This is a genomic window from Chryseobacterium sp. MEBOG06 (assembly GCF_021869765.1).
Classification (GTDB): domain Bacteria; phylum Bacteroidota; class Bacteroidia; order Flavobacteriales; family Weeksellaceae; genus Chryseobacterium.
Genome location: NZ_CP084580.1, coordinates 3069549 through 3096396 on the forward strand (window position 1 = coordinate 3069549; position 26848 = coordinate 3096396).

Sequence of the window (26848 nt, forward strand, 5' to 3'; positions counted from 1 at the left end):
AGAGAATAACGCAAAGAATATCTATACTATTATACAAACCCTGATTTTTTTTATACGAATTCTAATACATCCGGATTTCGTATAAATTACAAGCCGTTTGGTATAAAAACAAATTTGCACAGTCTTTTTCTGCATTTCTTTGTCCTGTTCAATTTTTTATGCACATGGAATTAGCCGTTTTTCAGGAACTTACAGAAGAAATAACCATAGAATGTTTTTATATGACAGAATCCCAGCAGGAAGAGAAAGTAATACAGCTTATTGATCTCCATCATTTTGTGGAATGTTATCAGCAGGAAATTCGGATTTTAAATTACATTAACCATCCTGTTAATATCATAGAAGAAAATGGGATTAAGAAAGGGATCCTGTTTTATGACCTCAAGTATTCTTCCCCATTTGACTGGAATGTCTTTGAGGAGTTTAAAAGGCGGAACAGACTTAAAGAGATCTGGTTTGTCTTTGTGGAAGAAGATTCTGTGCCCAATACGATCCGCTATACCGATTTTATGGCAGAGAACAGCATTGAAATATTTTATGACAGAATATTCCTGTTCAATTTTTTTCAGTCTTCCATCTTATCCTTAAAATAATAATATGAAAGTATTAAGAAGAGCCCTTCTTCCCTTTGCTATGCTGCCTTTGAAAAGCATTGTGTCTGCACAGAAGAAAGACAGTATTCCCCTGAAGGTAAGAGCTTATTTTGCAGATAAATTTCCGCAGAACCGTGATATGAACGTCGATTTTACCCAAACAGGTCCCTATCAGTTTTCATCAAAACTTCAGGGAGCTGACCTTCCTGACAATAAGGTAAAAAGTTTTCAGCAGGTAAAAGCAAATGCCAATATTTATTTTATAAAAAATAAAAACCTGCTGCTGAGTACCTCTCTGAACTATCGGTACACAGCATTCAATACCGAAGAACCCATGATCACTGATGCCAGTACTCAGGATCACTATCATTATCATTCTGAAGCAGTAAATCTGAGCTATTTTTCAAAACTGTTTCAAAAGATTGCCATCTACACTGCCAGCATTTCTACAGATGGAAGTGAACAGCATTTTGAAAGAATCAGAGGAACAGTAACCGCCTCACTCATCCTGAAAGCTACACCAAAGACAAAGATGATGGTAGGTATTGCCGGTTTTATAGATCCCAGTAGTCAGATACCCGTTCTTCCGATCTTTACCTATGAAAATAAATTCAATAATGGCTGGGTACTTGATGTGCTTCTTCCTAAAAAGGTACTGATCAGAAAGGACATTTTTGCCAACGGGAGAATTTCTCTGGGAACAGAGATGGATAATACTACCTTTTATATATACAGGAACAGCAGAACCTACGAATTCCGCCAGCTTGAGATTAATTCCGGAGCTATTTATGAGCATAATCTGGGCGGTAATTTTATCGGAACCTTAAAAACAGGAATCAGAGCGGTTCCTCAGGCAAGAGTTTTTGACAAAGAAGAATCTTTTAAAGACTATATTTTTAAAGCCAGTTATCAACCCTCATTTTATGTCAATGTCGGAATATCTTATAATCCTTTTGGAAAACCTGGAGCAAAATGATTTCAGGCTTTTCGAAACCATTAAAAAGCTTTGGAAAAAACGAAACCGAAGTTTCTGAATCTATCTTGTTTAATGAAGCTGATACGTATTGTTAAGTGGTAGGCTACAATCCAATTCCCTTACATTTCCCAACTACTCTTTTTTAAAAATCAGTGCGTTCCCATCTTTGAAAACAAATTAATAATGATGACCCCGATCACGATCAGTGCAATGCCAATAATTGCAGGAACATCAGGCACCTGCTTAAAGGCCAGGACTCCAATGATCGTAATAAAAATAATTCCTACTCCGGACCAGATAGCATAAGTAATTCCTACCGGAATATGACGTAGTGTAAGACTCAAAAAATAAAATGCACAGGCATATCCTATAACCGTTACCACAGACGGCCATAGTTTTGAGAATTCTTCAGATTTCTTTAGAAAAGTAGTGGCTATGATTTCAAACACAATAGCTAAAGCAAGAAAAATATAACTGCGTCCCATAATTTATTCTTTCTACAAAAGTAACAAAAGTGAACTTCCATTCCTAAAAACAAATCCCTGGAAATGAACAAAAAAGTGATCATAAAAAACGTCTGTATTGCCTATCCCATTGACTTTTAATCCCGGTTTAGAGATAAATAATTCATAGAAAAAAAATGGCTTTTTTGTGAAGGCTTATGATAAATCCAAAATAAAAACAGCCGTAATCAACTAATATAAAGAAACTTAAATACACTTCCAGTTATCACATCATTTATCTGACATACGTTCATAGCTGGTGTCAGCTTTTTCATTTTTGTGACAATATAAATATTTCCCCTTGTCATGAAATCTGACAACTGACAAAAACTTTTGTTAAAAAAATACAGCCTAAAATAAATTTTATTAACAAAGAAATCAGATTTACGCTAAAATTTTCCGTCTCAAAAAAACATTTTACAGAGGTATTATGTAACGCATTATTTATTTTTTGTTTTATCAAGTCCAATACAGAAGTCTTTAAACGGTTATCGTTTTCACATAATTTTACAGACAGAACAATAAAAGTATTAATAAATTCTCAATAATATATTAATTTATTGTAAACAAAAAATCACCAATAAATGAACAACAACCACCGTAAAGCACTGATATACATCATAATGTTTTGCTTTGGCACGTGATTTGAAAGTAGTAATATTGCAATTGAAAGATTGATAAAAAAAAGTCAAATAATTAAAAATAATACAAAATGGTAACTTATATCGGTATCGCAACATGTTTAGTAGTGTTCACATCATATTTCATGACAGCAAGAAGAGAAAGAAACTAATTCTAAAATAAATAAGCCTATAGAATATCTATACTAATTATATTGTTTTATGTTTTTAGGCTGAGAAATCAGTTGCTCTTTTACTCAATGGGGTAAAAGGGCCCAAAAACATAAGCAGAAAGATCTTAGTTTCATAACAAATTTTAATATCCAATGAGTAAAGCCGGGCAATAGTCCGGCTTTACTTTTTCAACCAGCCCCAAAACCTTCCGAATCAGTCTAAAAAGCCACAGACTCTGCAAAAATTTAAACAGAAAAAATAAAATATACTCCACTTCCCTACATTATATTCCCTATAATATAAATTGTAAAAAAAACTTCTTTAATCACCCCAACCTATCCCCCATTTTCCCCATATTCCGTCGTCATTCTCAACTCTCCATTTTCAATTATCGACTCTTCATTACCCATTTTCAACTTTCAACTTTCAATTTTCAACTCCCAAAACCCTCCCTGGACCACCCCTTTATTCTCATTCAGGATGTTATACTTCATTCAATAAAACTTTATCTTTGTAAGATTAGAATTATTGATCAGTCATTATGAGCCTGTATAACCTTATTATTCAAGACAAAGAACAAGTAAACCTCAGCGAAGTATTTCTTGATAAGACCAATAGAGATCATCTTACGCAGCTTATCAAAGAACATACGTACCTTAAAGAACTGCAGGAGTACGGTCTTCCGGTAAACAATAAGATTCTCCTTCAGGGAAGTTCAGGCTGCGGGAAAACAATGACTGCTAAAGCTTTAGCTAACGCTTTAGGAAAAAACATTATCATTTTGAATCTGAGTAATATTGTTTCATCACGTATTGGAGAGACTTCGCAGAATATTAAAATGATATTTGATAAAGCGGGCAGAGAAAGAGCTGTGCTTTTCCTGGACGAGCTGGATCAGATCGGAAAGGCCAGAGGCAGTGATGATAAAGATGTAGGCGAAATGAGAAGACTGGTAAACACCTTACTTCAACTTATTGACTATTATCCTGAGAATGCCCTTTTGCTTTGTGCCACCAATCATCCTGAAATTATTGATACTGCACTTCTGAGGCGTTTTCAGCTAAAGATCAATTACGAAATGCCTTCTGCAGAATTTCTGGATACTTACTATGATCAGCTGCTGAATCAGTTCCCCGAAGAGATGAGAACTATTGAACGCAGATACTCCATTTCTTTCGCAGAAGCCAAAGATCATGCTCTTACAGCTGTTAAAGCAGCTTTAATCAGGAAACTTGAAGCCAGAGAAACCATACAGTCATGAAAGAAGATATCCTTCACAATATTGAAATCATCAGAAACCGGATAACAGCAGTTTGTAAGAAGACCGGAAGAAATCCGGATGAGATCAGATTACTTTTAGCAACAAAAACAGTTTCTGCGGATCGTATCAGAATTGCTTTGGAAAACGGACATATGCTGATTGCTGAAAATAAAGTTCAGGAGCTGAAGGAGAAATATGAAGATTTAAAGGATATTCCTCATGAAAATCATTTTATCGGTCATCTTCAGACCAATAAAATCAAGGATATTCTGAAATATGATGTAACTTGCATTCACTCTCTGGACCGTCTGGATCTGGCGGAGAAGCTGCATCAGAAACTTCTGGCCGGAAACAAAACAATTGAAGTTCTGATTCAGGTCAATACATCCGGTGAAGAAAGTAAATTCGGGGTTCATCCCACTGAAGCTATAGAACTCACCAGAAAAGTGTCTGAATTATCCACCTTAAGAATAAAAGGATTAATGACCATCGGCCTTTTCAGTGCAGAAACAGAAAAAGTACGATCATGTTTTCAAATTTTAAAAAACCTTCAGCAGGAAATTATTCACGAAAATATTCCCAACGTAGAAATGAAAGAACTTTCTATGGGAATGAGCAGTGATCTGGAAACAGCGATTGAAGAAGGTGCGACAATTGTACGTGTAGGAACAGCTGTTTTCGGGCCCAGAATCTATCCGGACAGCTATTATTGGAACGAGGAAAATACAGAAAAGAATAAAGAGTAAAAAATTAATGCTTTCATTTCACTATACATTCAAAACAGAAATAAAAAACGGCAAAACATTCAAAAATGTGACTGATATGGTACAGGACTCATTTACAGAAAGGGATGTGAATACTATAACCATTGAAAACAATGTCATTACAGGAAAAGATAAGTTGTTCAAACTGGACTTTTCCCAAAGATCTCCGCTGGTGATATCTCCAGGTAAAGAATACTTCATCTATGAAGAGGATACAGGGGTTTTAACTTATAAAATAGAAGCCTTTTATTCAATCCTGTTCAATATAGCCTACGCCGGAATACTTTTTTTAATCTTATATAACTTTGTTCATCACTGGATCATTGAACTGGTAATTCCTGTCTTGTTTTTCATTTTTATTACGGCTATTGAGTACTTTCAGTATCAGGCAGTACTCAACAAAATCTCCGGAAAGTTAAATAAAACCAGACTATAAGCCATATTAAAATAACTCCACTTTCAGCCTTCAAATCCGGTACACTTTTTGATCATAAATATTTAACAACCAAACAAATGCATTTATGACAAAAAAATTACTATCGGGCTGTCTGCTAATGACCGTATTATTCTTTTTTTCATGTGAAAAAGAAAACACACAGATGAAAAGTGGAATTTCAATTGAAACCATTTCAATGATAACTGTGCTTATTATGGGAGTCGCAATTTTGATTGCGTACAGCTATAAGAGAAGATAAAAAACACATTAGAAAATAATAAAAACACCTCTCAATTCTTGGGAGGTGATCTTGTTTTCAGTAACATTCTTTCTTTTCGAGATAGAAATAAATTTTTAACCGATTGAGATTTCATTAAAATCTAATATATTTCCTCATTCTTTTACGACTAATACCCTATGAAAAAAACACTAACATTCACCGCCTTTTCATTGCTTATTCTTAGCTGCACTAAAAAAAAAGAAAGCCTGGAAGAAAATAAGTATAAAGAGAGAGTAAAATTCGGATACCTTTCAGATTATCCGCAGATTAAAGACTCTTCTAAGTTTATCACAAATCTTCGGCAGACCTTTAATCTTATTATTCATGAAAGCCCTGCTCAGCAGGAAGGTGAAAAAATAACAGCCTTTAAAAAAGTAAAAATAAACGGCTCTGATGAAAATTATTACTTTATTGAATACAACTGGAAGGTTGGCTCTACAGGAGAATGTCCATGGAAATATCAGCTTATAGTAGCAGAGGACGGTAGACTTGTGAAAAGATTAGCGGCCCAACGATATGAATTCCTTTCTATTCTTCCCAACGAAAACCCTTTTCTACTCACCACTATTGTTACAGGAAAAGGTAATGGCGGACATGAGCTCTACAGAGTAACAGCAGATTCTTTGGAAAATGTGTACGAAGGATACTATGATTATAAACTGAGAACTTATGATGCCCATGAAGACAGCAAAGTTTACGAACCCAATGAGTTAAAATTACTCATTAAAGACTTCAATAAGGATGGGCTTAATGATATTGCTTTCACTGGGAAAATAGTATTGATACAGGGTCATACTCCGCAGGGAGATTGGTATGATACTGAGGTAATCAATGGTAAGCAGGTCAAGTATTCTGTTGATCATCCTTTCAAAAAAATTCCTGTAGAATATATATTTCTTTATGATAAAAAAACAAAACACTTTAAAGCAAAAGAAGATTATAAGGAAAAATATGAATTATTTGAATAATAAAACAGCATTTATTTCACCCATAACCACTCAATACAACTTTCATGAAATACTTTTTCCTTACGATCACCATTGTTATACAGCTGATACTGGTCATCACTTTGCAGCTGTTAGACGGTTTTGAGACTATCATCGGAATATTTATTATATGCCTTCTTATAGGCGCTTTGCTTTACTTTTTAAAGTCAGAGAAGCTTTTATACTTTAAAAATTTTGGCTTTGGACTTTTTTACGGTTCTCTGATCTCACTGGTAAGCGTGATCGCATTTATGACATGGCTTTCCTATAATTTCCCCATTTAAAAACAAGTGACAAGCATACTAAAACCTTCCCTAAAAATCTCTCACTTTACAGACTAGGGATATTTAATTTTGACAAAGCATATTTTTGCAACTATTAACCACACAATATTAAAGACAACATAAGAATGAACAGAGAAGAACTTGATAAACTTGTAAAATATCAAATTATTACGGACGCATTTGACTATCAAGAACTCGATCCGGATATTGTAGAGAAGTATAAATACTTTGAGGATAAATTTAATGAGCTACTTGCTGAAAAAGCTAATCAGTTTAAATTAAAGGATTGCCATTTTGTTATTAAAAATCATTCTTACTGCAACGCTTTCGCAAGAACTGTAAAGGGGTATAATATAATAGGTATTACAACCGGATATACTATTCAGATGCATAATATATTTGATCAGAAGAACATTATACATATATTATTAATTGCATTAATGGGTGATCAGCAACTTTCACATGCATATGCCGATTTATACAATCTAGAGAATTTCGAACTTAATAAATTTATGCTTAACTGCTCAATACAGTTTACTTTCAGCCATGAGTTTCGACATATTCTTCAATTTAATAGTTCAAAAATATCTGTTGATTATTACAGAAACGAAAATTTAGATCACTCTACATTTGAAATGAAAAAACACGCATGGGAGTTTGATGCCGACAGAATGGCTTCATTTGAAGTGATGAAATATATTTTTAAAATGAAAAGAAAATACCAAGTTAATGATGACAACATATTCAAATGTATGCTGTATACAGGTTTAGGTAGTATTTTTATAACAAAAGTATTCTTCTATTTCAGGTTTGAAACTTCAAAACTGGATTTGAACAAAATAGATTTCTATACAAAAAAATACTCTCACCCCCATCCTATTGTAAGAATGTTTAATATTATTGATTACTTTTATGATAATATAACAGACTTTTTTCCCAAATTAGAGGTTACAAAACAGGATTTTCTAAATAATGCATTAGGAATTATAAAGTTATACTTTTTCTATTATCAACCTAATAGAAATATCATAGCCGAAATACTCAATGACATCGATAATCATTTAAATGAAATCAATGATTATAATGAAGAACTCTTTGAATTTGCAATAAACGACACAGCAATTGTAAACTTACTAAACGCTTCTGGAACCAATTTTCACTAATCTCCTATGATGAGTATTGTGCAAAACTAATTAAAAAGAAATAAAAGAACTTTTGAGAGTATTTTGCTTGCAACGACAACTCGCAATAACAATAAAAACACACAAATCCCTCCCAATATTGAGAGGGATTTGTTATATTCAACATCATAAAAGCCAGTCTGATTTATGACCAACACAACTATTCTTCAAAAATGCCTCCCCGATTTTGGAAAGGAACTGATCGCAGAAATTGAAAAATTCGGAATTATCAAACTGTTTCCCGACAATGAGTTTATTGTAAAACAAGGGCAGCTGATCCGATATTTACCAATTGTTTTAGAAGGCAATGTAAAAGCATATAGCGAAGAAGATGGCGTACAGTTTTTACTCTATTTTATTCAGCAGGGGGCTTCCTGTATTTTCAGCTTTGTTCATCTGTTTAATCAAAATCCCATTAATTTTTCAGCGATATCAGAAGGAAAATCCACCATTCTGCTAATCCCTATTGACAAAGCTAAAGAATGGCTTATCAGGTTTCCAACCTTCAGTAACCTTATTATCGCTGAATTTCAGAAGCATTATAATGATCTGCTACATACCACCAAACAGATCATCTGCTACAAGCTTGAAGACAGGCTGTGGGATTATTTAAAAACAAAAGCAAAGATTTCCGGAACCAATGAACTCGCCATATCACATCAAAGCATTGCTGATGATCTGGGCACGACAAGGGAAGTAATATCAAGGCTGATGAAAAAGATTGAACTGGATAAAAAATTAATTCAGAATAATAGAAAAATAAAGTTGCTGACCAGTGACTTTTGATACTGATACCGGAATTTCTGCTTTCTACTTTTGTAGCATAAATATAATTACATTTTCAAAATTTAAAAAAGTAATACAATGAGCGAACCCATTCAATTAGTACCCAACAATTCTCTTCTGACAAAAACACCTGAAGAGGGACGACAACTGGCCGTAAAAATGGCAAGATTGATTATTAAAGTAACACAGCCCGATGCCGAAATTCGTGAAAAACTACGCCCCGTGTATGCTGATGATGCAGCCATGCTGATTGCTATCGGGCAGACTGTTGCTACAGAATTTGCAACTATTGCTGCTGCGAATAATTACTGGAGATAATTTGGCATTAAAGCCAAGCTGTTTCTAAAAATACAAATCCTTTTCATCATTTGTGGAAGGGATTTACTTTTAGGAAGAAAAGAACTTTTTATTAATTGCATTATGGACTTCTATAAAGAAGATGAGTCTTTTCTTATCGTATTTATAAAAGCATTTAAAACTCTAATCAGAACCAGTGGTCTCTTTCTAAAAAATACTTCGAAAATACATTCCATTTTTCCATCACAATTTTCTATCTTTACTATTCTATATTTACAATTTTAGGTTTTCAAAAAAACTACAAATGGAACAAAAAATACATCAGGGCAGAAACGTTAAAAGATTCAGAGAAATGCTGGGCATCAAACAGGAAGCTTTAGCACTGGATTTAGGTGACGATTGGAATCAGAAGAAAATTTCATTATTGGAACAAAAAGAAACAATCGAAGATCCTTTGCTTCAAAAAATCTCCGAAGTATTAAAAATTCCTGTGGAAGCATTCCAGAATTTTGATGAGGAACAAGCTATAAATATCATTTCAAGTACTTTTCATGATAACGCAACAGGTGTAATTGTTAATAATTATAATCCTATTGACAAAATCATCCAGCTCCACGAAGAGAAAATTGCTCTTTATGAAAGAATGTTGAAGGAAAAGGATGATATGATGTCCAGGCTTGAAGAACTTATTAAAAGAAGATAAAGATATATCCGAGCATTGAGATTGCTCGCAGTGACCATAAGAAAACAAAAATCCCTTTCATTACTGAAAGGGATTTTTTATATCTAAAAAACTCAGATTACATATAAGCTTCAATTGGCTCACAAGTACATACTAGGTTTCTGTCTCCGTAAGCATCATCTACTCTTGATACAGAAGCGAAGAATTTGTGGTCTCTTACCCACTCTAATGGATAAGCGGCCTTTTCTCTGCTGTACGGTTTATCCCAAGAATCAGAGATTACCAACTGCTCTGTGTGAGGAGCATTTTTCAATACGTTATTAGCCTGATCAGCTTCTCCGTTAGCAATCTCATCAATTTCAGATTTGATAGAGATCAATGCTTCTGCAAAGCGGTCGATTTCAGATTTGCTTTCAGATTCTGTAGGCTCAATCATCAATGTACCTGCAACCGGGAAAGAAACCGTAGGAGCATGGAATCCATAATCCATCAATCTCTTCGCTACATCAGCCACTTCAATTCCTAAAGATTTGAACTGACGGAAGTCTACGATACATTCGTGAGCCACTCTTCCGTTTTCATTTGAATATAAAATCGGGAAGTGTTCTGCTAAGATTTCCTTAAGGTAGTTGGCATTCATGATCGCGTGTCCTGTAGCTTTTTTCAGACCATCAGTTCCTAACATTTTAATATATGAATAAGAAATGTTAAGGATAAGACCTGAACCGTAAGGTGCTGCAGAGATACCATCAATCGCATCCTTAGATCCGATTCTGATATTCGCATTGGAAGGAAGGAATGGCACCAGGTGCTTGGCAACACAAATTGGGCCTACTCCAGGACCTCCACCTCCATGAGGAATTGCGAAAGTTTTGTGAAGGTTAAGGTGACAAACGTCTGCTCCGATGTTTCCGGGACTTGTGAATCCTACCTGAGCGTTCATGTTCGCACCATCCATATATACCTGCCCTCCGTGCTCGTGGATAAGATTTGTGATCTCTTTAATGTTAGCATCAAAGAATCCGTAAGTAGAAGGGTAAGTGATCATTACAGCTGATAAGTTTGCTGAATGCTGTTCTGTTTTAGCTTTAAGATCTTCGAAGTCGATTTCACCGTTTTCAAGGTTTTTTACAACTACGATTTTCATTCCTGCCATTGCTGCAGAAGCCGGGTTTGTTCCGTGTGCAGACTGAGGAATCAATACTACATTTCTGTGGTGGTCACCTCTTGAAATGTGATATTGTCTGATTACCATTAGCCCTGCATATTCTCCCTGAGCTCCTGAGTTCGGCTGCAATGAAGTACCTGCGAAACCAGTGATTTCAGCAAGATCTTTTTCAAGCTCTGCAATCATCTTCTGGTAACCTCCAGCCTGATCTACCGGTACAAACGGATGTACACTACCCCAGTCTGCCCATGAAAGCGGAAGCATCTGAGTTGCTGCGTTCAGCTTCATCGTACAAGATCCTAAAGAGATCATGGAGTGCGTCAATGATAAATCTTTTCTTTCAAGACGTTTGATGTAACGCATCAATTCCGTTTCCGTATGGTATTTGTTGAATACTGATTCCGTAAGAATTTCATCTTTTCTAAGATTCTCTTCAGGAATGCTGTATCCTTCTTTTATTTCTAATTTGAAAGTCTGCTTATCTTTGAACTGAGCGAAAGAAGCCATCAGATAATTTAATTTCTCCAATGTTGTGCTTTCATTGATCGCAATACTTACAACACCATCTGTAAAGTAGTTAAGATTGATTCTGTGATCCTGCATCATTCTCATCAGTCTTCCTTTCTCATCTTCACTCATCGTGATTTTTACAGTATCGAAGATCGGCTCTTCCACCGTCTGGTATCCTAAAGCTTTAAGACCGCCATTCAAAGCATTGGCTTTAAAGTGAATCTGATCAGCAATATAATTTAATCCTTTTGGACCGTGGTAAACAGCATACATACCAGCCATTACTGCCAAAAGAACCTGCGCAGTACAGATGTTCGAAGTAGCTCTTTCTCTTTTGATGTGCTGCTCTCTAGTCTGTAAAGCCATTCTCAATGCACGTTTTCCGTACATATCCTGAGAAACCCCGATGATTCTTCCAGGGATATCTCTCTTGTAATCTTCTCTGCAAGCAAAGAATGCTGCGTGAGGACCACCATATCCTAATGGAATACCAAATCTCTGAGAAGTTCCCACAGCACAGTCAGCCCCCATAGAAGCAGGAGACTTCAGCTTCACCAATGCCATTGGATCACAAGCTACCGCTACCTGAAGATCAAGTTTTTTGTATTCTACGATATCTTCCGTGTAATCCAGAACGATTCCGTTTTTCCCCGGATACTGAAGTAAAACTCCATAGTAAGAAGCATCTAATGAATGAGTTTTGTGATCTCCCACTACCACTTCGATTCCTAATCCTTCAGCTTTGGTTTTTAATACAGAAACGGTTTGAGGTAATACAAGGTCAGAAATAAAGAATTTATTAGCATCTGCTTTTTTCTGATCTTTTGTTCTGTTGTTAAAGAACATATGCATAGCTTCAGCCGCCGCAGTAGACTCATCCAACAGAGATGCATTAGCCAATGCAAAACCTGTAAGGTCACATACTACAGTCTGGAAATTAAGAAGCGCCTCAAGCCTTCCCTGTGCAATCTCCGCCTGGTAAGGCGTATATGCAGTATACCAGCTTGGATTTTCAAAAATATTTCTTTGAATTGCTGAAGGCAAAAGTGTATTATGGTATCCAAAACCGATATAACTTGTATAATCTGTATTTTTTGATGCCAGATCTTTTGAGTGATTCAACATTTCGTACTCCGAAAGCGGTGCTGAGATCTCAAGATCTTTTTCTAATCGGATAGAAGAAGGAATGGTCTGAGAAATTAACTCTTCAATACTAGAAACGCCAAGTTTTTCCAACATCGCCTGTTTATCGGCTTCATTAAGGGAAATGTGACGGCTCACAAACTGTTCTGTATTCATTTTTATTTATTAGATTTTGTTTGTAAAAGATGGGTAAAATTACAATTTTTTACACGATTGTACAAGAGCATAAGAGGGATGATAATTCACAAAATGACTCCCCTGTTTTATTAGGATAATTTTTTAGCAAGCTTTGCATAGTTTTATTTTATTTTAAACAGATATCTCCCTAATTCCACTAATAATATTCAATAACACAGTCAATTTATCAAAAATAAAACAATGCCTTACAAGTGAAAAAATGGAAGAAAATTATGAATATGCTTATCATAATGATCAAAATAAAGAGGTAAAAGCGATAAAATATAACAAACCTTAACAGATAAAACTTTATCTCAGATTATGAGGATTGAAGACTGGTTTTCTTGCGAATTCCGATACAATTGGCAGCTTTTGAAAGAGGCTGTTTTTGCTATTGATCAGGTTTAAAGAATTTTATGAAATTTTATTAATTATATTTATTCTAAATTAATATATTTGCATCATGAATATGATTGTCCCATTTAAAGTACCGCCTTTGGCCCCTTACACATTCGGTAACGAAGAGATGTTCTGTGAAAAGAAATCATGCTGCAAAAAATTCAAGAAAGGGAAAAGATGTAAAAAATGCCCGGGAAGAAAGAAAATGGCATAAGTTAACTGAAATTTCTGATCAGCATATATATAGCAATTGCCAATATAATGATCCCCCAAATCAGCATTATAATTTTAGGCTGACCAGTCCTGTTTATTCTTGTTACAGGCTGAGGTTTAAACATTTCTTCTGCTGAGTTTTTGAATTTCTCTGTGTTATTTTCAAAAACTTCTGTTATTGTAATGCCCTGAACAGCCGTTTTATTCAGAAGCGAGTTGGTAGCATGAAGCAAAAGCTGGAATTTACCATCTTTAAATTCTGTAATTTTAAAAATCCTTTCTCCGTAAGGCTTTTCCAGCCCGAAAGGCAGCACTTTTACCACATCAGCATTATTGGTCTGCCAGCTGATGATAATCTCCTCTCCTTTTTTTGCATGAATCTTATTCGCCGCAAAAGTTTTTATGGCAGGCGGAATAGTATACCTGAAACTTTTCTGCTGACTTTCTAAATTCTGATCATAGGCATGTCTTCTGCCCGGATCACTCAATGTTTCATAAGCTTCCAGAATCTCACGGAAACGGTCTGCAAAAAAGTCATCGTTGTCATTTTTATCCGGATGGTATTTTAAAGACAGCTTTCGATAAGCTTTTTTGATGTCTTCTTCTGAAGCATCCTGGGATATACCGAGAAAATAGTAGTAATCTTTCATTAATCAATACAAAAATAAGAATTTATTTTTCTTTGTGTTTGATGTTTAGGGTAATTTTTTTTGGCGGAAATAGATTAAAAAACCATTGTATATCAAAGATTATCTTCTTTAGTCTAAAGGTTGGGAAACACAAAGACACTAAGTTTTTTTTCTTTTTGTATGATTTAAGGCGCAAGAAAATCAATGATTTTCAGCTATTATGATTCTAACTAAAAAATACTTTTAAAGATGATCATTAATGTATCGTAGAAAAAAATTCTTTCCTTTGAAAAACGTCCTGTGATATAATATCTTGCGTCTTTACGATGCTCCAGCAAAAAATACACAAGTTGGAAACTCGCAAAGACGCAAAGTTTTTATCATTCTAACGAAAATGCAGTGTAGTGGGAAATATCAACTTTATATAAGAAAAAATAGGAGAGCTTATTTCCGGTAGATCCAATCTTTAGCCGGAACAATCCAGTCATTGAGTGTTTTAAAAAGAAAACCATGATTTAATCCTGTATTCAGTTCTATTTCTTTAAAATCTTTAATTCCGGACCTGATAAAACGCTGCTCCTGTGAGAGCTGTACATGCCCATCATCTGATTTTTCAGTAATAGAAAGTATCTTCCCATACAGTCTGAAATTCTTATCTTTTTCTAAAGAATCATTTTCAAAACTGGAACCAATAAATACAAATTTTAACTGCGGATTTTTTTCATAGTAAGAAACGTACTGTGCGATATACCCTCCCTGAGAAGTCCCTATAATACTGATATGATCCGCAGAAATTCCTTTTTTCATAAGACTATCTACCTGCTTTTTCACCTTCAGTGCATAGGCTGAGGGATCCGTACCCGCCTTTCTCTTTTCTGAAATAACTATAGTGTTCCCTTTTTTCAGTTCCAAAAGTATAGGTTCGTATTCTGCCACTCCATATTTGGGATGTGCTTCTTCCAGTGAATGATCTTCAAGGAATTTATTATGTAAAAAGAAAATATACTGTTTCTCCTCTTCTTTAGGTTTCTGCCCAAAAACTGTTACACAAGAAAAAAGCAGAATTGCTGAAATAGAGATTTTTTTAAATTCCATAATACTTCACAATCTATAATAAAAAAACAAAGTTAGTACTTAAATACATTTTATATGAAGAGTATGGTCTAATTTACTTTATAAAAAGACTCCGGCTCGGGAAGCAAAGCTTCCCGAGCCGGAGTCTAACAATTTCAATTTAGTTTTTTACTTCTTATGCTTCGCAGTTATTCTCTTTTCTGCAGCATTTTGAATGGAATTCTTTTTTGAATTTCCCTTTCAGTTCCTGATAATCCTCATCATTCATTTCTCTGATCTTATCTGCAAGCCCGAAAGGCGATTTTTCTTTGATTCCGTATTCATCAAAAATTCCTCTGATAAATCTTTTTCTCTCGATAGCTTTTTTAGCAATCAATGCTACCCCTACAACGGCTAATGCTCCAAGAGCTCCTTTTAATGTTGAATTTTTCATTTTTTCAAAATTTTAAATTTTACTACTTCTTATTTTTTATATAGACGAATGAATCTTAATTTTACTTTACTACTTCTTTAAAGTTTTCAAATTATTCGTTATTTCTGTTGAAGAATCCTCCTGAACATTTATTTCTCCATACTTCCTTAAATTTTTCTCTTTCTTCAGGGGACCAGCTTTCCATTTTCTGTCTCATTTTTCTTTCCTTAAAATCTTTCATTCCTTTTCCAAAATGAAAACCTCCAAAAAGAATTTTACTCAAGATCAGAATTCCCATTGCCTGCCAGAATGTAATGGTCTTCGCTCCTAGAATCTCAGGAAGCAGACAATTCCAAAGCAACATTACAATCCATGTAACGGCTACAAAAATTAACGGTGGACATAATAATAAAAAAATCCAGCCCTTTTTGTGTTTATAATTCATAATTTCTTTTTACTAACTTTTTAAATCTTCGTATAATTCTCTCAATCTGTTTCTTAAATGCTTCACAGCATAGTTTTTCCGGCTAATGATAGTTTTGATGTTTTCTCCCTGTTCATCGGCTATTTCCTGGAGCGTCCTGTCGTTCAATTCATTTTCCATATACACCAGCCTTTGTTTTTCGGGGAGTTCATCAAGAGCTTCAAACAGCTTTTTCCAGATCTCATCCTGAAACATCTTTACTTCAGGACCTGCGCTTTCATCCATAAGCAAGATATCTTTGATGGAAAACTCTCCATCATCATCTTCGTAGACAAAATCTTCCAGATTTTCTGTTTTCTTTTTTCGGTAGCGGTCTGTGATTTTATTAGCTGTCACTCTGTAAAGCCACCCCCCTACATTTACAATCTCAGAGAGATTGGTAATGCTGCTGAACTGATACCACACTTCCTGCAGAATATCTTCTGCATCTTCTGCATTTTTCACTTTAGGACGAATATAGGACATCAGCTTCCCTCCGTAGTTGGAAACGGTCTGTGAGATGATGCTTTCTTTCTCTTTCTGTGGCATTGTTATTTTTTCGACAACCTCCATATTGATATGACGATTATCCATTGGGGTTTACTTTAATAAATTTAAAATATTTTTCTCAAAATTCAATTTTTCTTTTATTCAGTGAGCTTCTGTTTCATATAATAAATTGCTTATTCTGCTTTATTTACTGTTTTCAGGGACCTATTTCCCGGTATATGCTCATACTCATCGCCCTATGGCCCTCCAACCATTACTGCTGGGTAACCGCTGCTATCGGGGATAAAATTTATTACCGATATCCAGTGCCTCAGCTGTGATAAAAAGAATCGGAAGACATAATGCCTTCCGATTCTATTACGATAAAATTTATGTTTTATTTATTAAAATTTTCTGCAAAAAATCCTAACATCGATTTATACAGTTCAATTCTGTTCGGCTCTTTCCCGAATCCGTGCCCTTCATCATATTTTACCATATAAGGTACTTCAAATCCTTTAGCACGCATTGCTTTTACAATCTGATCAGATTCATTGATATTTACTCTCGGGTCATTGGCTCCCTGCACTACAAATAGTGGTTTTTTAATTTTGGCAATCTGAAAAACCGGGGAAACTTCTTTAGCAATTTTTGCTTCTTCGGGATTATCAAGGTCATACCAGATCTGTTTTACCATTTCTTTATAAGGCTTCCAGTATTCCGGGAAAGAATCAAAGAATGTAAAGATATTCGACACTCCTACATAATCTACTCCGCATGCATATAAATCCGGTGTTTTGATCAATCCCATTAAGGTTGCATATCCACCATGACTTCCTCCGTAAATTGCTATTCTATCTTTATCAATCCATCCCTGACTAATGGCATATTTCACTCCATCTTCCACATCATCCATCGCTTTTCTTCCGATCTGCTTATATCCGGCTTTCTGAAATTCCTTTCCATATCCTCCTGAAATCCTGAAGTTGATCTGAAGCGTGGCATACCCTCTGCTGGCAAACAACTGTGTTTCAGGATTGAACCCCCAGCTGTCCCTTACCCCCTGCGGGCCGCCATGAGGATTAACAACTAAAGGAACTTTTTTACCATCTAAAGCAGCTTTTGGCAGTGTAATATATCCACGGACTATCAAGCCATCTCTGCTTTTGAATTCAATCGGTCTCATTTCAGCCATATCTTCTTCTTTAAGCTGCGGCATAAGATTGTAAAGAAGCTTCAGTTCTTTCGTTTTGGTATCATATTCATAATAAGCACCATATAATTTATCACTGGTAACTATTACCAGAAGTTTATCATTATTATCGTCAGACGAAACTACAGAAAACTCTTTATCTTTAAATTGCGATTTTAATTTATCATCAATTTCTTTATAGAATTTACTTACCGGAACAGTTTCTCCTTTTACCCCCTCATAACTGATATAATCCAGTTCATAGTTTCTGTTTTTACCCGCAACACTTACAGAACTGACATCATATACCGGGTTGGAATAAACTTCTCTGATCACTGAATTTTTCTTCAGATCATACAAAACAATTCTCGTTTTGTCACTGTCTAAATTTGTTATCACAAATGCTTCGTCTTTATTTTTAGAATTATCATTGAATCTGATAATACTAAATGTATCTGACCAGTCTGTCGATTTAAGAAGATTAAATTTCCCGGTCTGCAGATCTTTATAATAGGTTTTTGAGGTTAACCCGTTTTCAAGGACAATATACCCTCTCAGGTTTCCGTCTTTATCAAAAATATAATCATCAATAGGACTGTTGACATCTTTATTTTCGTAAAGCTGGGTAATCTCACCTGTTACAAAATTGATTTTATAAGGTTCAAAAATCTGCTTATTGTTTTTGTTCATGGTAACCACAACAAAATCTGTATCTTTTATAGGTCTTATGGTCCCTAAGGTAATGCCTTCAAACGGGGTTAAGTCCTTAAGGTTGCTTCCGTCAGCATCAGCTGCATAAAGGTGGATATTCTCATTACCTCCTTTATCCTGGGTATAAAAAAGACGCTTTTTATTGAGCCATCCGTAGCTCTTGATCAGATCGTCTTTTTCAACAATTGCTTTGGTGATTTTTCCTGTTCCCAGATCTTTGACGTAGACATGATTTTTGCTGTCCTTATCTTTTTCTTTGTAGGAAAGATATTTTCCATCCGGAGATAATTTAAATCCGGAAGCCTTAGGTCTTGCAAAGTAATCTTCAACTTTATATTTGAAGTTTCCTTTATCATAAGAAATAAGTTTCTCAATACTCGCTTTATTAGAAGGTAAAGTTGGATCTCCGGGTAATTTGGTGGTAGAACTTTGTGCGTTAATCATAATAGCTGGCAATACTATGCAAATTGTGCCTAGAATTTTGTGATTTAGATTCATGATTAATGTTTTTAAAGGTTAAAAAAGCAAAAATATTTAATTTTTAAATCAATAAAAAGTAAATACTTTTATACAATAAGACGCTCCAACCGTATAAAATGTTACAGTATTAATCTAAAAAAACATTTCGAATATGTAAAAAAGACAGCCAATAAACTGTCTTTTTATTTTAGTTCAGATAAATACCGAAATACCAGGTCCACGCAATTAAAATAATCTGCATAGGAATTCTTTGGTTATAAAGGTATTTCATCCCCGGGCCGGTATAATCAGCTTTGAAAATATTAATCCTTTTTTGGGAAGAATGAATGTTGGCTATAAAAACCAATACATAAAAAATGATCAGTAAAATTGCGGTCAGTTCACGAAGTGACGGAATCATCAATCCTACTCCCGCAGCAATTTCTATAATACCCGTAAAGTACACCCAAAACATTCTAGCAGGAATAAAATCCGGAATCATCATTGCCATCCCTTTCTGAAATTTGAAATGTGACAGACCTGTAAAGATGATGAATACAGCCATTCCAAGATTTCCGGAAAATAAGAAATCCGGTTTCCCATGAATTAGAAAAGTCCCTAGCAAAGCCAGTATAAATGTGGCGAAAATAATTACTAATAGTTTCATAGTTGTAAAGTTGCAGGAATTAGAAAATATATTCTTCTATAATGTATCCTTACTTATTTATACTGAAGTCAAATTGACTCCTTCTGCCAGGCTCTTCACCACCATCAGCCCTTTCGTAAAACCTGTATTCATATGATCTTCCCATTCTTTTTCTGTCTGGATTTCTGTATGAAGTTTTGTCTTTCCGTCAAAATCAATCAAAAAATATTTTTCAGAATACCCGCTCCATTCCATCACCTCTTTACTCTGGGTATCTTCTGTACCATCCTTTATCAATCCTAAATGTTTAAAAACAATTTGATTCGGCTCATCCAGACTGTCAATAGTGGAAACTATCCCCTCTCCTTTATGATTGAGGAAATAGGTAGTTCCCCCTACTTTCCAGTCGGATTTCATGATTGAACCTGTTCCAAAATACTGAGTCCATTGGCTATATGTTTCCGGGCTCCAGAGAATGTCCCATACTTTTTGCAGGGGAGCATCAATAACTGTTTCATATGACAGGGTTTCCATATTTTTAGATTTTTGAGATTACGGGTTGGTGCGTTTTATATCACTTTAGTTTAAAGCTGATTTTCACAAAGGTGCTTAATGATCATCAATGCTTTTGGATACTTTTCTTCAAAAAAATCTTTAAATTCTTCTGAAGACATAATTTTCACTTTCAACAGGGTTCCTTCTTCGTTTTCTTCAAGAAAAAAGGTTTCGGTAGCATCACCCCAATTCTGAGGAACTTCAATCCCTTCATAAATTTCACCCAGATGGAGAAATTTAATCTCTTCATTTGCAATCACTTTTTCGACCCTGCTGTACATTCCGTTCTGTTTGGTGTCAAGAAACTTAATGATATTATTTTCTTCAAGGGTTCCTTCATAAAAAGATCCTTCCGAAAAAGCGGTTGTCCATTGTCTATAGGTAATATCTCCCCAAAGAACACTCCATACTTTTTCTGGTTCTGCATTGATCTCAATTTCGTATGATAATTCTTCCATATTATTTAAATTTTTATTGTAAACAAGTGATTTAAGATATCACACCAACTATCAGACCAAGAATGAATTCTTAATCTCTATCCGTCCACAAAATCACCGCCACTGAGTGAATGAATTTTCCTGTAATAGAGGCAGTTTCTTCAAAAGCTGATCTTTTTTCTCTAAACCCTAATAAAAGGAAGTAATTTAAGAATTATAAGCATCTTCAAGATCCTGAATAATGATTTTCTGCATTTTCATCATCGCCTGCACTACTTTATATGCTTTTTCCTGATTGGAATCATTCATTAGCTGAATCAATCTTTTAGGAACAATCTGCCAGCTAAAACCATATTTATCTTTCAGCCAGCCGCACATGCTTTCTCTTCCGCCATCTGAGGTAAGGGCATTCCAGTAATTGTCTGTCTGCTGCTGATCATCCGTCATTACCACCATTGAAATTCCTTCATTGAAATCGAATGAATGGTCATAAGAATTATCCATACAGAATAAACTGTAATGATCGATTACAAAATGAGCATGCTGAACATTTTCGGCAGGTTCCTGAGTATCATGACCTTCACTTCCTTCACCATATTTTAATATATTTCCAATGCTTGAGTTCAGGAAGGTCTTAGTATAAAGCTCCATAGCTTCTTTGGCTTTACCATTATTATCATGAATAAACATCATTGTAGGAACAATTTTCTGTTCACCGGCTTTATCGCCTAAAAATAACTGCCAAGAAACTCCATATTTATCCTGAATCCATCCATATTTTTTACTCCATGAATAGGAACTCAGGTCCATCAGAGGCATTCCTCCATCTGACAGCTGGTTCCAGTATTTTTGAACCTCATCTTCGGTTTCACAGATGACCATCAAAGAAACGGATGCATTTTTTTTAAACTGCGCGCCTCCATTCAGTAACATTATTCGTTGACCGAAAAGATCAATGTTCATCACAACAGGAGTATCTGTTGTAATCTCGCCTCCAAAAATTTTACAATAAAATTCTGCAGACTCTTTCGCGTCTCCATCATACCAGAGACATGGAAAAATATCGTTGTTCATAACTTTTAATTTTAATATTGAAAATGTAGTCCGTTTGTTTTCTAACACCTACTTTGCGGGATCAATAATACGCAATCATCTATAAAATTATTGAGAAATTTTCTTTTTTATTTTTAAGAATGGGATGGCATATTCCGTTTTATTTTCTTCTGAATTATATGCTTTGAAGCGGGTACTTTTTTCGTTGATTGATCTTAGCTATTTCGTAGAACATATAGCAAAGAAAAGACCTTGCCTTTGCCTTCAGAGAAGTATTTCTCAACTTTGACTGCAATGACATTACCAATTTTCCTGTTTTATATACCTTTATGTTTCTTTAAAAAAACACTGGTGTTCTCTCATATAATCTTTTAGCTTCACCAATGTATTTTTTCCGAAACCATGAAGCTGCATAATTTCCTTTTCAGAATAATCCGACAGCTTTTCCAAAGAGTCTATTTTTTCCTTTTCCAGGGCTTTTCTGGCCGAAATGGCAATCACTCCCTGAAGGAAACCATCCTGAGGGTCATAGTTCACCGCATCAATGGAATGTAAGCTCTTTGACATGATTACTAGATTGATCATGACTACAAAAAATATTTTTAGTGATTCTCAACATACTTATGGAAATTATTGAGGATGGCATACCAGCCTTCTCTCTGCATTTCCACAGAATTCTGCTTTTCCGGATCGAAAATTTCTATAATCTTTGTTGTGTTCTCATCTATTGTCTCAAAGATTACCTCCACTTTTCGTCCATCTTCCAAATGGTATTTTATTATTTCATAGGGAACAACTTCATCGTATATCCCTTCAAAATCAAATGCAAAGCTTTTATCTTTAGCCTCCATTCTGTTTTTAAATTTCCCTCCCACTTTAAGGTCATTTTCAGAACTAGGACAATGCCAGCTTTCGTGGGCAAAATTCCATTTTGTAATATGCTTGGGCTCATTGAAATAATTCCACACCTTTTCTACCGGTGCCAGAATTGTGATGTCTATTGTAATTGGATCCATAGTTCTGTATTTTGATGATTAGACAAAAGAGCTGTCCGAAACGGACACCTCTTCTAATAATTTAGCTAAAGATAGGATTATTTTGTGTATTCTGTATTATAGTTCACCATCCAATGAACGCCATATTTATCCTGAAAACTTCCGAAATAATCTCCCCAAAACTGATCTTCAATTGGCATTTCTATATTTCCGCCCTCAGACAGCCCTTTGAAAATTCTGTCTGCTTCGTCTCTTGAATCGGGAAAAACAGAAACATAGTTATTATTCCCAACTGTCAGAGTCTGTCCAAATCCCGGAACAATATCTGAAGCCATTAAAAGATCGTTTCCGACAGGCAATGCGATATGCATCACTCTGTTTTTTTCTTCATCCGAAAGGTTCTCTGTGCCCGGAGCATTTCCCATTTTGTGAATACCTCCTACAAAGTCACCTCCAAAAATAGATTTGTAAAAATGGAATGCCTCTTCTGCTGTTCCATTGAAATTTAAATACGGATTTAATTTAGCCATGATTTTTAATTTTAAATGTTATATTTTTTATAAGATCCGGATTGAATTAATCATTAAAAGCAGTATCAAAGGGATAAGAGAAGCAGGAATACATTGATTTTAAAATTTATGGTCAACATACTTTCATCTGATATTACTTACCTTCTTCGGAAATTTAATGAGTTAAAAATTTTTCCACTTCGTTAACTGTAAAATCAATTAAGTCTTCATTGATACTACCATCAAAGTCAGCCATCATATAAGCGCCATGTGTTCCAGGAAGTATCATCAGCTGAGAACCTTTCACCAAACGCCACATCGCAGCTGTATGCTCGGGTTTCATCACATCTTTATCACCGCTGATGAATAGTGCAGGTGATTGTATAGAAGCCAGTATTTCATCATCCCAATCCTGAAAAGTCTGCATTCTCCGGCAATCTTTATCAAAAAGATTTTCCAGCTTTGAAAAGTCCGGATTGAGATTTAAAAAGTTAATTTTTAACGGTTCCGGCATCGAATCAAAAGTTGCATCCTGCATTCTTTCAAAAAAGCCTTCTATCATACCGTTTTTTTTATAAAAAGCGGAGGCTACAACCAACTTTTCTACCAGTTTAGGATAACGGTGAACTATCTGCATTGCTGTATTCCCTCCATTACTAAACCCCCAAAATGAGGCTTTATGAATATTTATTTCTGCCAAAAGTGCAGCAACATCATCGGCATCCTGTTCAAATGTTTCAGGAATATCGCGGTGTTCACTCCTTCCATGATTTTGAAGGTCTATACCGATTAGCTGAAATTTATTTTCAAGCCTTGCGATGACTTCCTGAAAATCATATGTTATAGAAGAACCCCCACCATGAATAAGAACCAGCGGGCTTCCGGATCCATAAATCTCATAATACAGCTGGATTCCGTTGACTTTTTTGTATCCTTTTTCTACCGGAATCATGAGTTAATATTTAAGATTTTCATCCACTTCATATTTCATTCCGGGATAATTTAATATTCTTCGCATGAGGCCAATCTGCCCGCATAGATAATCCTCACGCCCAATGCACATTCCTGCAAAATTGAGCTTTGTTTCTTTGACAAAGGGAATATTCATCCCTATTTCAAAGATTTCTTCCAGTTCTTCATCCGATACTTCCAGTTGTTTCTGGTATACTTTAGCCGAAATGTCATGAAAGTTTTTCTTAAGGTCAGCTAAAGTTGGGTATTTTATACTTTCATCTAATGATTTTCCCTGAAAGAACAGATCATTATACGGGTCCTGCTCCTGCAGACCCAACACCCAGCCAAGCCCATATCGCACATTGACAAAGTTTCCTGCCATCCATACAATATGATTGGTTTTATTTTCAATTCTTTTCAATGCATCTTCTTCCGAAATGCCATCCAAAACATTTATAAAGTTCTGACTGTGCATTCTGTAAGCCGGAATAATGACTTCCATTTTTTTTGATATTGGAGTGTTCATTTTGTTGTTCTTTTATGGATTATTTTTTTGTAGAAAAGGCAATATGTCCTTTTTTCAATTTTATTTTATAGCCCCGGGTTTCCCAAGGAGCCTCCGTAGATAGCCTAATTGCCCGCTATGGTAAATCTCGTGCAGACTCAGGTTGGAGATATCTTTGATCCATTCAGTATTCAAACTTTCAAGAATTTCAAGTTTTGCTTCCAGTTTATCCTGGCTTTGTCTGAAATATGATTTTAATTCTTCAAAACTTACAAATTCTTCTTTTCGGTTCAAAGGTATTTCGCCTCTGTTATAGCATGAAAATTGAGCACTATCCCAAACTGCCTCTTCGCCCAAAATATTAAGGAAAGCATTTCGGATATAAATAAGGTGTCCGAAAATCCAATTCATACAATTGGCTTCTCCATTAGGAAAAATCATTGATTCTTCATCGCTTACTCCATCTATATTCATGGAAACGACTTTGTAAGTACCTGCCACCTGATTTTTCAAGAATTCTATATCGTTTGATTTTGTTTTCATAGGATAAAATGTGATAGATTTGACGGTAATATTTATTCTGAAGGCATTTGGGAGTCATCACCGTACATCACTTCCCACTGATGTCCATCGACGTCTGCAAAACTACTTTGATACATCCATCCGTAATCCACTGGCTCTCCGTATTTTGAACCTCCGTTTTCAATAGCTGTTTTTACCATATGATCTACTTCATCACGGCTACTAACACTGATGGCAAGAAGCACCTGCGTAGTATCACCTTTAGCAAAAGGTCTATTGGTAAAAGTCTGGAAAAAATCTTCTTTCAGAAACATCCCGTAAATATGATTTTCTTTCATAATTACACTTACCGCTTTATCATTTGAAAATTTTTCATTGACAGAAAAGCCAAGCTTTGTCCAGAATGTTCTGGTTTTTTGTACATCTTTTACAGGTAAGTTGATATAAATTTCGTTGATGTTCATTTTGTAATTTTTAGTGTTAAGTTTTCAATCAAACGTTTCTGGATTATTCTGAAGGCATTTGAGACAGATCGGCAAATGTCATATTCCAGCCATGTCCATCAAGGTCCCAGAAGGAGTTTTGATACATCCATCCGTAATCCTGTGGTTCTTCATGCTGGTAAGCTCCATTTTCAACCGCTGTATTCACTACTTGATCAACCTCCTCACGGCTGTTGAGTCCTGCTGCTACAATAACCTGACTTGTATTTTCTTTTGCTACAGGTTTATTGGTAAAGGTCTTGAAATACTCTTCCTGCAAAAACATGACATAGATGATGTCATTCAGTACCACACAGATTGCTTTTTCATCTGAAAACTGTTCATTGATTTCAAAACCAAGTTTGGTCCAGAATTCTTTTGTTCTCTGCACATCTTTTACCGGAAGGTTGACGTAAATTTGATTGACTTTCATTTTGTAATTTTTAGTGTTAAACTTTTATTCAAAATTACCAAGGCAGGATGAAAATCAACTTGTCATAAGGCAAGATTTAATTTTTCTTGGGATGGGAAACCAGTTCTTTACGAATCCTGCTCAAAGAAGTATCTGTAACTCCCAGATAAGAAGCAATCTGCTTTAAGGGAGCAAACTGGATTACTTTAGATTTCTGCTCAAGCAGATTAAGATATCTTTTGGTGGCAGAAAGGGTAAACATCTCTACAGAACGCTGTTTATAGTCGAAAAGTTCCTTAGACATCCAGGACCTTCCCCATTCTCTGAGGTTGGGGATTTTATGGAATAATTCCTGAAAGGTATCATAATCCAGCTTCCAGCATTCACAGTCTGTAATGCAGACTATATTTTCCTGAGAGGGAATTCTCTGAAACATGGATAAGACTTCAATAATCACTTCATTTTCCACGAAAAAATGAGTGGTTACCTCATTGCCGTTAAAGTCATTAACAAATGAGCGGGCCAGGCCGCTGTCCAGAATATAGTATTCATTGGCTGTTTTTCCTTCTTCCAGAATAAATTCGCCTTTTTGGAATGATGTTTTCTCATGGGCTTTGAATATCTCATCAAGCTCTTCATGTAGAAAAAAAGGGAAATCATAGCATATTTCTAAGGCTCTATTGGTCATTGGTGTCATTTTTTTAAGTCTTTAAAAATAAAATTTTTAATTGAATTAAAGACAACAAATATTAAACATACTAATTTCAACACCTGAAAAACACCACATATAATATTGGAATAAAAGATATTTCATAATATCTAAAACTTAAACAACAATCCAAAAACAGGTCTGAATATGATAAATTTCCCCCATCAAATCTACAATTCTGCCACTCCTCCGAAGTAAGAATACATT

General features: G+C 35.1%; 32 protein-coding genes. 11 read left to right on the forward strand and 21 right to left on the reverse strand.

Features of this window, described 5'->3' with window-relative positions; all coding sequences use genetic code 11:
- Positions 1-164: 164 nt before the first annotated feature.
- Together LF887_RS14045 and LF887_RS14050 are read left to right on the forward strand one after the other, a co-directional pair.
- Positions 165-593, forward strand: a complete 429-nt coding sequence (locus tag LF887_RS14045) for a hypothetical protein (protein WP_236854872.1) — start codon at positions 165-167, stop codon at positions 591-593.
- Positions 594-597: 4 nt separating this feature from the next.
- Positions 598-1569 carry a DUF6268 family outer membrane beta-barrel protein gene (locus LF887_RS14050; RefSeq protein ID WP_236854873.1) on the forward strand — a complete coding sequence of 324 codons (972 nt, stop codon included), beginning with the start codon at positions 598-600 and terminating at the stop codon, positions 1567-1569.
- Between the two features lie 149 nt (positions 1570-1718).
- On the opposite strand, the gene LF887_RS14055 is transcribed toward LF887_RS14050, so the two are convergent.
- Entirely contained in the window at positions 1719-2054 is a 336-nt protein-coding gene (locus LF887_RS14055) for a DMT family transporter (protein WP_236854874.1), read from the reverse strand.
- Positions 2055-3407: 1353 nt separating this feature from the next.
- Between LF887_RS14055 and LF887_RS14060 the strand changes: the two genes are divergently transcribed.
- The 9 genes from LF887_RS14060 (at position 3408) to LF887_RS14100 (ending at position 9844) form a co-directional block, all read left to right on the forward strand.
- Complete coding sequence (locus LF887_RS14060) at positions 3408-4127, forward strand: AAA family ATPase (protein ID WP_236854875.1); 720 nt, start codon at positions 3408-3410, stop codon at positions 4125-4127.
- On the forward strand, positions 4124-4873 hold the full coding sequence (locus LF887_RS14065; RefSeq protein ID WP_236854876.1) for a YggS family pyridoxal phosphate-dependent enzyme: 750 nt from the start codon (positions 4124-4126) through the stop codon (positions 4871-4873). Before LF887_RS14060 ends, LF887_RS14065 begins: the two co-directional genes overlap by 4 nt.
- Positions 4874-4880: 7 nt before the next feature.
- Positions 4881-5327 carry a hypothetical protein gene (locus LF887_RS14070; protein ID WP_236854877.1) on the forward strand — a complete coding sequence of 149 codons (447 nt, stop codon included), beginning with the start codon at positions 4881-4883 and terminating at the stop codon, positions 5325-5327.
- 417 nt (positions 5328-5744) lie between these two features.
- Positions 5745-6575, forward strand: a complete 831-nt coding sequence (locus tag LF887_RS14075) for a hypothetical protein (RefSeq protein ID WP_236854878.1) — start codon at positions 5745-5747, stop codon at positions 6573-6575.
- A 44-nt stretch (positions 6576-6619) separates the two neighbouring features.
- A complete protein-coding gene (locus LF887_RS14080) occupies positions 6620-6877 on the forward strand; it encodes a hypothetical protein (protein WP_236854879.1) in 258 nt (85 codons plus the stop codon).
- A gap of 125 nt (positions 6878-7002) precedes the next feature.
- Positions 7003-8040 (forward strand): hypothetical protein, encoded by a 1038-nt coding sequence (locus tag LF887_RS14085; RefSeq protein ID WP_236854880.1) that lies wholly within the window; start codon positions 7003-7005, stop codon positions 8038-8040.
- Between the two features lie 165 nt (positions 8041-8205).
- Complete coding sequence (locus LF887_RS14090; protein WP_236854881.1) at positions 8206-8844, forward strand: Crp/Fnr family transcriptional regulator; 639 nt, start codon at positions 8206-8208, stop codon at positions 8842-8844.
- Between the two features lie 78 nt (positions 8845-8922).
- Complete coding sequence (locus LF887_RS14095) at positions 8923-9162, forward strand: hexameric tyrosine-coordinated heme protein (RefSeq protein ID WP_236854882.1); 240 nt, start codon at positions 8923-8925, stop codon at positions 9160-9162.
- Between the two features lie 283 nt (positions 9163-9445).
- Positions 9446-9844: a helix-turn-helix domain-containing protein gene (locus LF887_RS14100; protein WP_236854883.1), complete on the forward strand. Its 399-nt coding sequence runs from the start codon at positions 9446-9448 to the stop codon at positions 9842-9844.
- A gap of 97 nt (positions 9845-9941) precedes the next feature.
- Here LF887_RS14100 and gcvP read toward each other — a convergent pair whose 3' ends face one another.
- From gcvP to LF887_RS14200, 20 genes are all read right to left on the reverse strand, one after another.
- Positions 9942-12800, reverse strand: a complete 2859-nt coding sequence (gene gcvP / locus LF887_RS14105) for an aminomethyl-transferring glycine dehydrogenase (protein ID WP_236854884.1) — start codon at positions 12798-12800, stop codon at positions 9942-9944.
- Between the two features lie 635 nt (positions 12801-13435).
- Entirely contained in the window at positions 13436-14083 is a 648-nt protein-coding gene (locus LF887_RS14110; protein WP_236854885.1) for a J domain-containing protein, read from the reverse strand.
- Positions 14084-14506: 423 nt separating this feature from the next.
- Positions 14507-15157: an alpha/beta hydrolase gene (locus tag LF887_RS14115; protein WP_236854886.1), complete on the reverse strand. Its 651-nt coding sequence runs from the start codon at positions 15155-15157 to the stop codon at positions 14507-14509.
- Positions 15158-15311: 154 nt separating this feature from the next.
- Positions 15312-15569 (reverse strand): hypothetical protein, encoded by a 258-nt coding sequence (locus tag LF887_RS14120; protein WP_236854887.1) that lies wholly within the window; start codon positions 15567-15569, stop codon positions 15312-15314.
- Positions 15570-15660: 91 nt separating this feature from the next.
- Positions 15661-15993 carry a hypothetical protein gene (locus LF887_RS14125; RefSeq protein WP_236854888.1) on the reverse strand — a complete coding sequence of 111 codons (333 nt, stop codon included), beginning with the start codon at positions 15991-15993 and terminating at the stop codon, positions 15661-15663.
- A 12-nt stretch (positions 15994-16005) separates the two neighbouring features.
- On the reverse strand, positions 16006-16605 hold the full coding sequence (locus tag LF887_RS14130; protein ID WP_236854889.1) for an RNA polymerase sigma factor: 600 nt from the start codon (positions 16603-16605) through the stop codon (positions 16006-16008).
- Between the two features lie 292 nt (positions 16606-16897).
- Positions 16898-18901 (reverse strand): alpha/beta hydrolase family protein, encoded by a 2004-nt coding sequence (locus LF887_RS14135; RefSeq protein WP_236854890.1) that lies wholly within the window; start codon positions 18899-18901, stop codon positions 16898-16900.
- 169 nt (positions 18902-19070) lie between these two features.
- Entirely contained in the window at positions 19071-19529 is a 459-nt protein-coding gene (locus LF887_RS14140) for a DoxX family protein (protein WP_236854891.1), read from the reverse strand.
- A gap of 57 nt (positions 19530-19586) precedes the next feature.
- On the reverse strand, positions 19587-20042 hold the full coding sequence (locus LF887_RS14145) for an SRPBCC family protein (RefSeq protein WP_236854892.1): 456 nt from the start codon (positions 20040-20042) through the stop codon (positions 19587-19589).
- Positions 20043-20092: 50 nt separating this feature from the next.
- Positions 20093-20521 (reverse strand): SRPBCC domain-containing protein, encoded by a 429-nt coding sequence (locus LF887_RS14150; RefSeq protein WP_236854893.1) that lies wholly within the window; start codon positions 20519-20521, stop codon positions 20093-20095.
- Positions 20522-20707: 186 nt separating this feature from the next.
- Positions 20708-21574 carry a VOC family protein gene (locus LF887_RS14155; RefSeq protein ID WP_236854894.1) on the reverse strand — a complete coding sequence of 289 codons (867 nt, stop codon included), beginning with the start codon at positions 21572-21574 and terminating at the stop codon, positions 20708-20710.
- Positions 21575-21880: 306 nt separating this feature from the next.
- Positions 21881-22138 (reverse strand): DNA-directed RNA polymerase subunit alpha C-terminal domain-containing protein, encoded by a 258-nt coding sequence (locus LF887_RS14160; protein WP_236854895.1) that lies wholly within the window; start codon positions 22136-22138, stop codon positions 21881-21883.
- Positions 22139-22155: 17 nt separating this feature from the next.
- Positions 22156-22569, reverse strand: a complete 414-nt coding sequence (locus LF887_RS14165) for an SRPBCC family protein (protein WP_236854896.1) — start codon at positions 22567-22569, stop codon at positions 22156-22158.
- A gap of 77 nt (positions 22570-22646) precedes the next feature.
- Positions 22647-23078, reverse strand: a complete 432-nt coding sequence (locus tag LF887_RS14170; RefSeq protein WP_236854897.1) for a VOC family protein — start codon at positions 23076-23078, stop codon at positions 22647-22649.
- 154 nt (positions 23079-23232) lie between these two features.
- On the reverse strand, positions 23233-24009 hold the full coding sequence (locus tag LF887_RS14175; protein ID WP_236854898.1) for an alpha/beta fold hydrolase: 777 nt from the start codon (positions 24007-24009) through the stop codon (positions 23233-23235).
- Between the two features lie 3 nt (positions 24010-24012).
- Positions 24013-24537, reverse strand: a complete 525-nt coding sequence (locus LF887_RS14180) for a DinB family protein (RefSeq protein ID WP_236854899.1) — start codon at positions 24535-24537, stop codon at positions 24013-24015.
- 60 nt (positions 24538-24597) lie between these two features.
- On the reverse strand, positions 24598-25059 hold the full coding sequence (locus LF887_RS14185; protein ID WP_236854900.1) for a DinB family protein: 462 nt from the start codon (positions 25057-25059) through the stop codon (positions 24598-24600).
- Between the two features lie 32 nt (positions 25060-25091).
- Positions 25092-25502, reverse strand: a complete 411-nt coding sequence (locus tag LF887_RS14190) for a VOC family protein (protein WP_236854901.1) — start codon at positions 25500-25502, stop codon at positions 25092-25094.
- 43 nt (positions 25503-25545) lie between these two features.
- The gene (locus LF887_RS14195) at positions 25546-25953 is read right to left on the reverse strand and encodes a VOC family protein (protein ID WP_236854902.1); all 408 of its coding nucleotides are present in this window, start codon (positions 25951-25953) and stop codon (positions 25546-25548) included.
- 76 nt (positions 25954-26029) lie between these two features.
- Positions 26030-26620 (reverse strand): Crp/Fnr family transcriptional regulator, encoded by a 591-nt coding sequence (locus LF887_RS14200; protein WP_236854903.1) that lies wholly within the window; start codon positions 26618-26620, stop codon positions 26030-26032.
- Between the last annotated feature and the right edge of the window lie 228 nt (positions 26621-26848).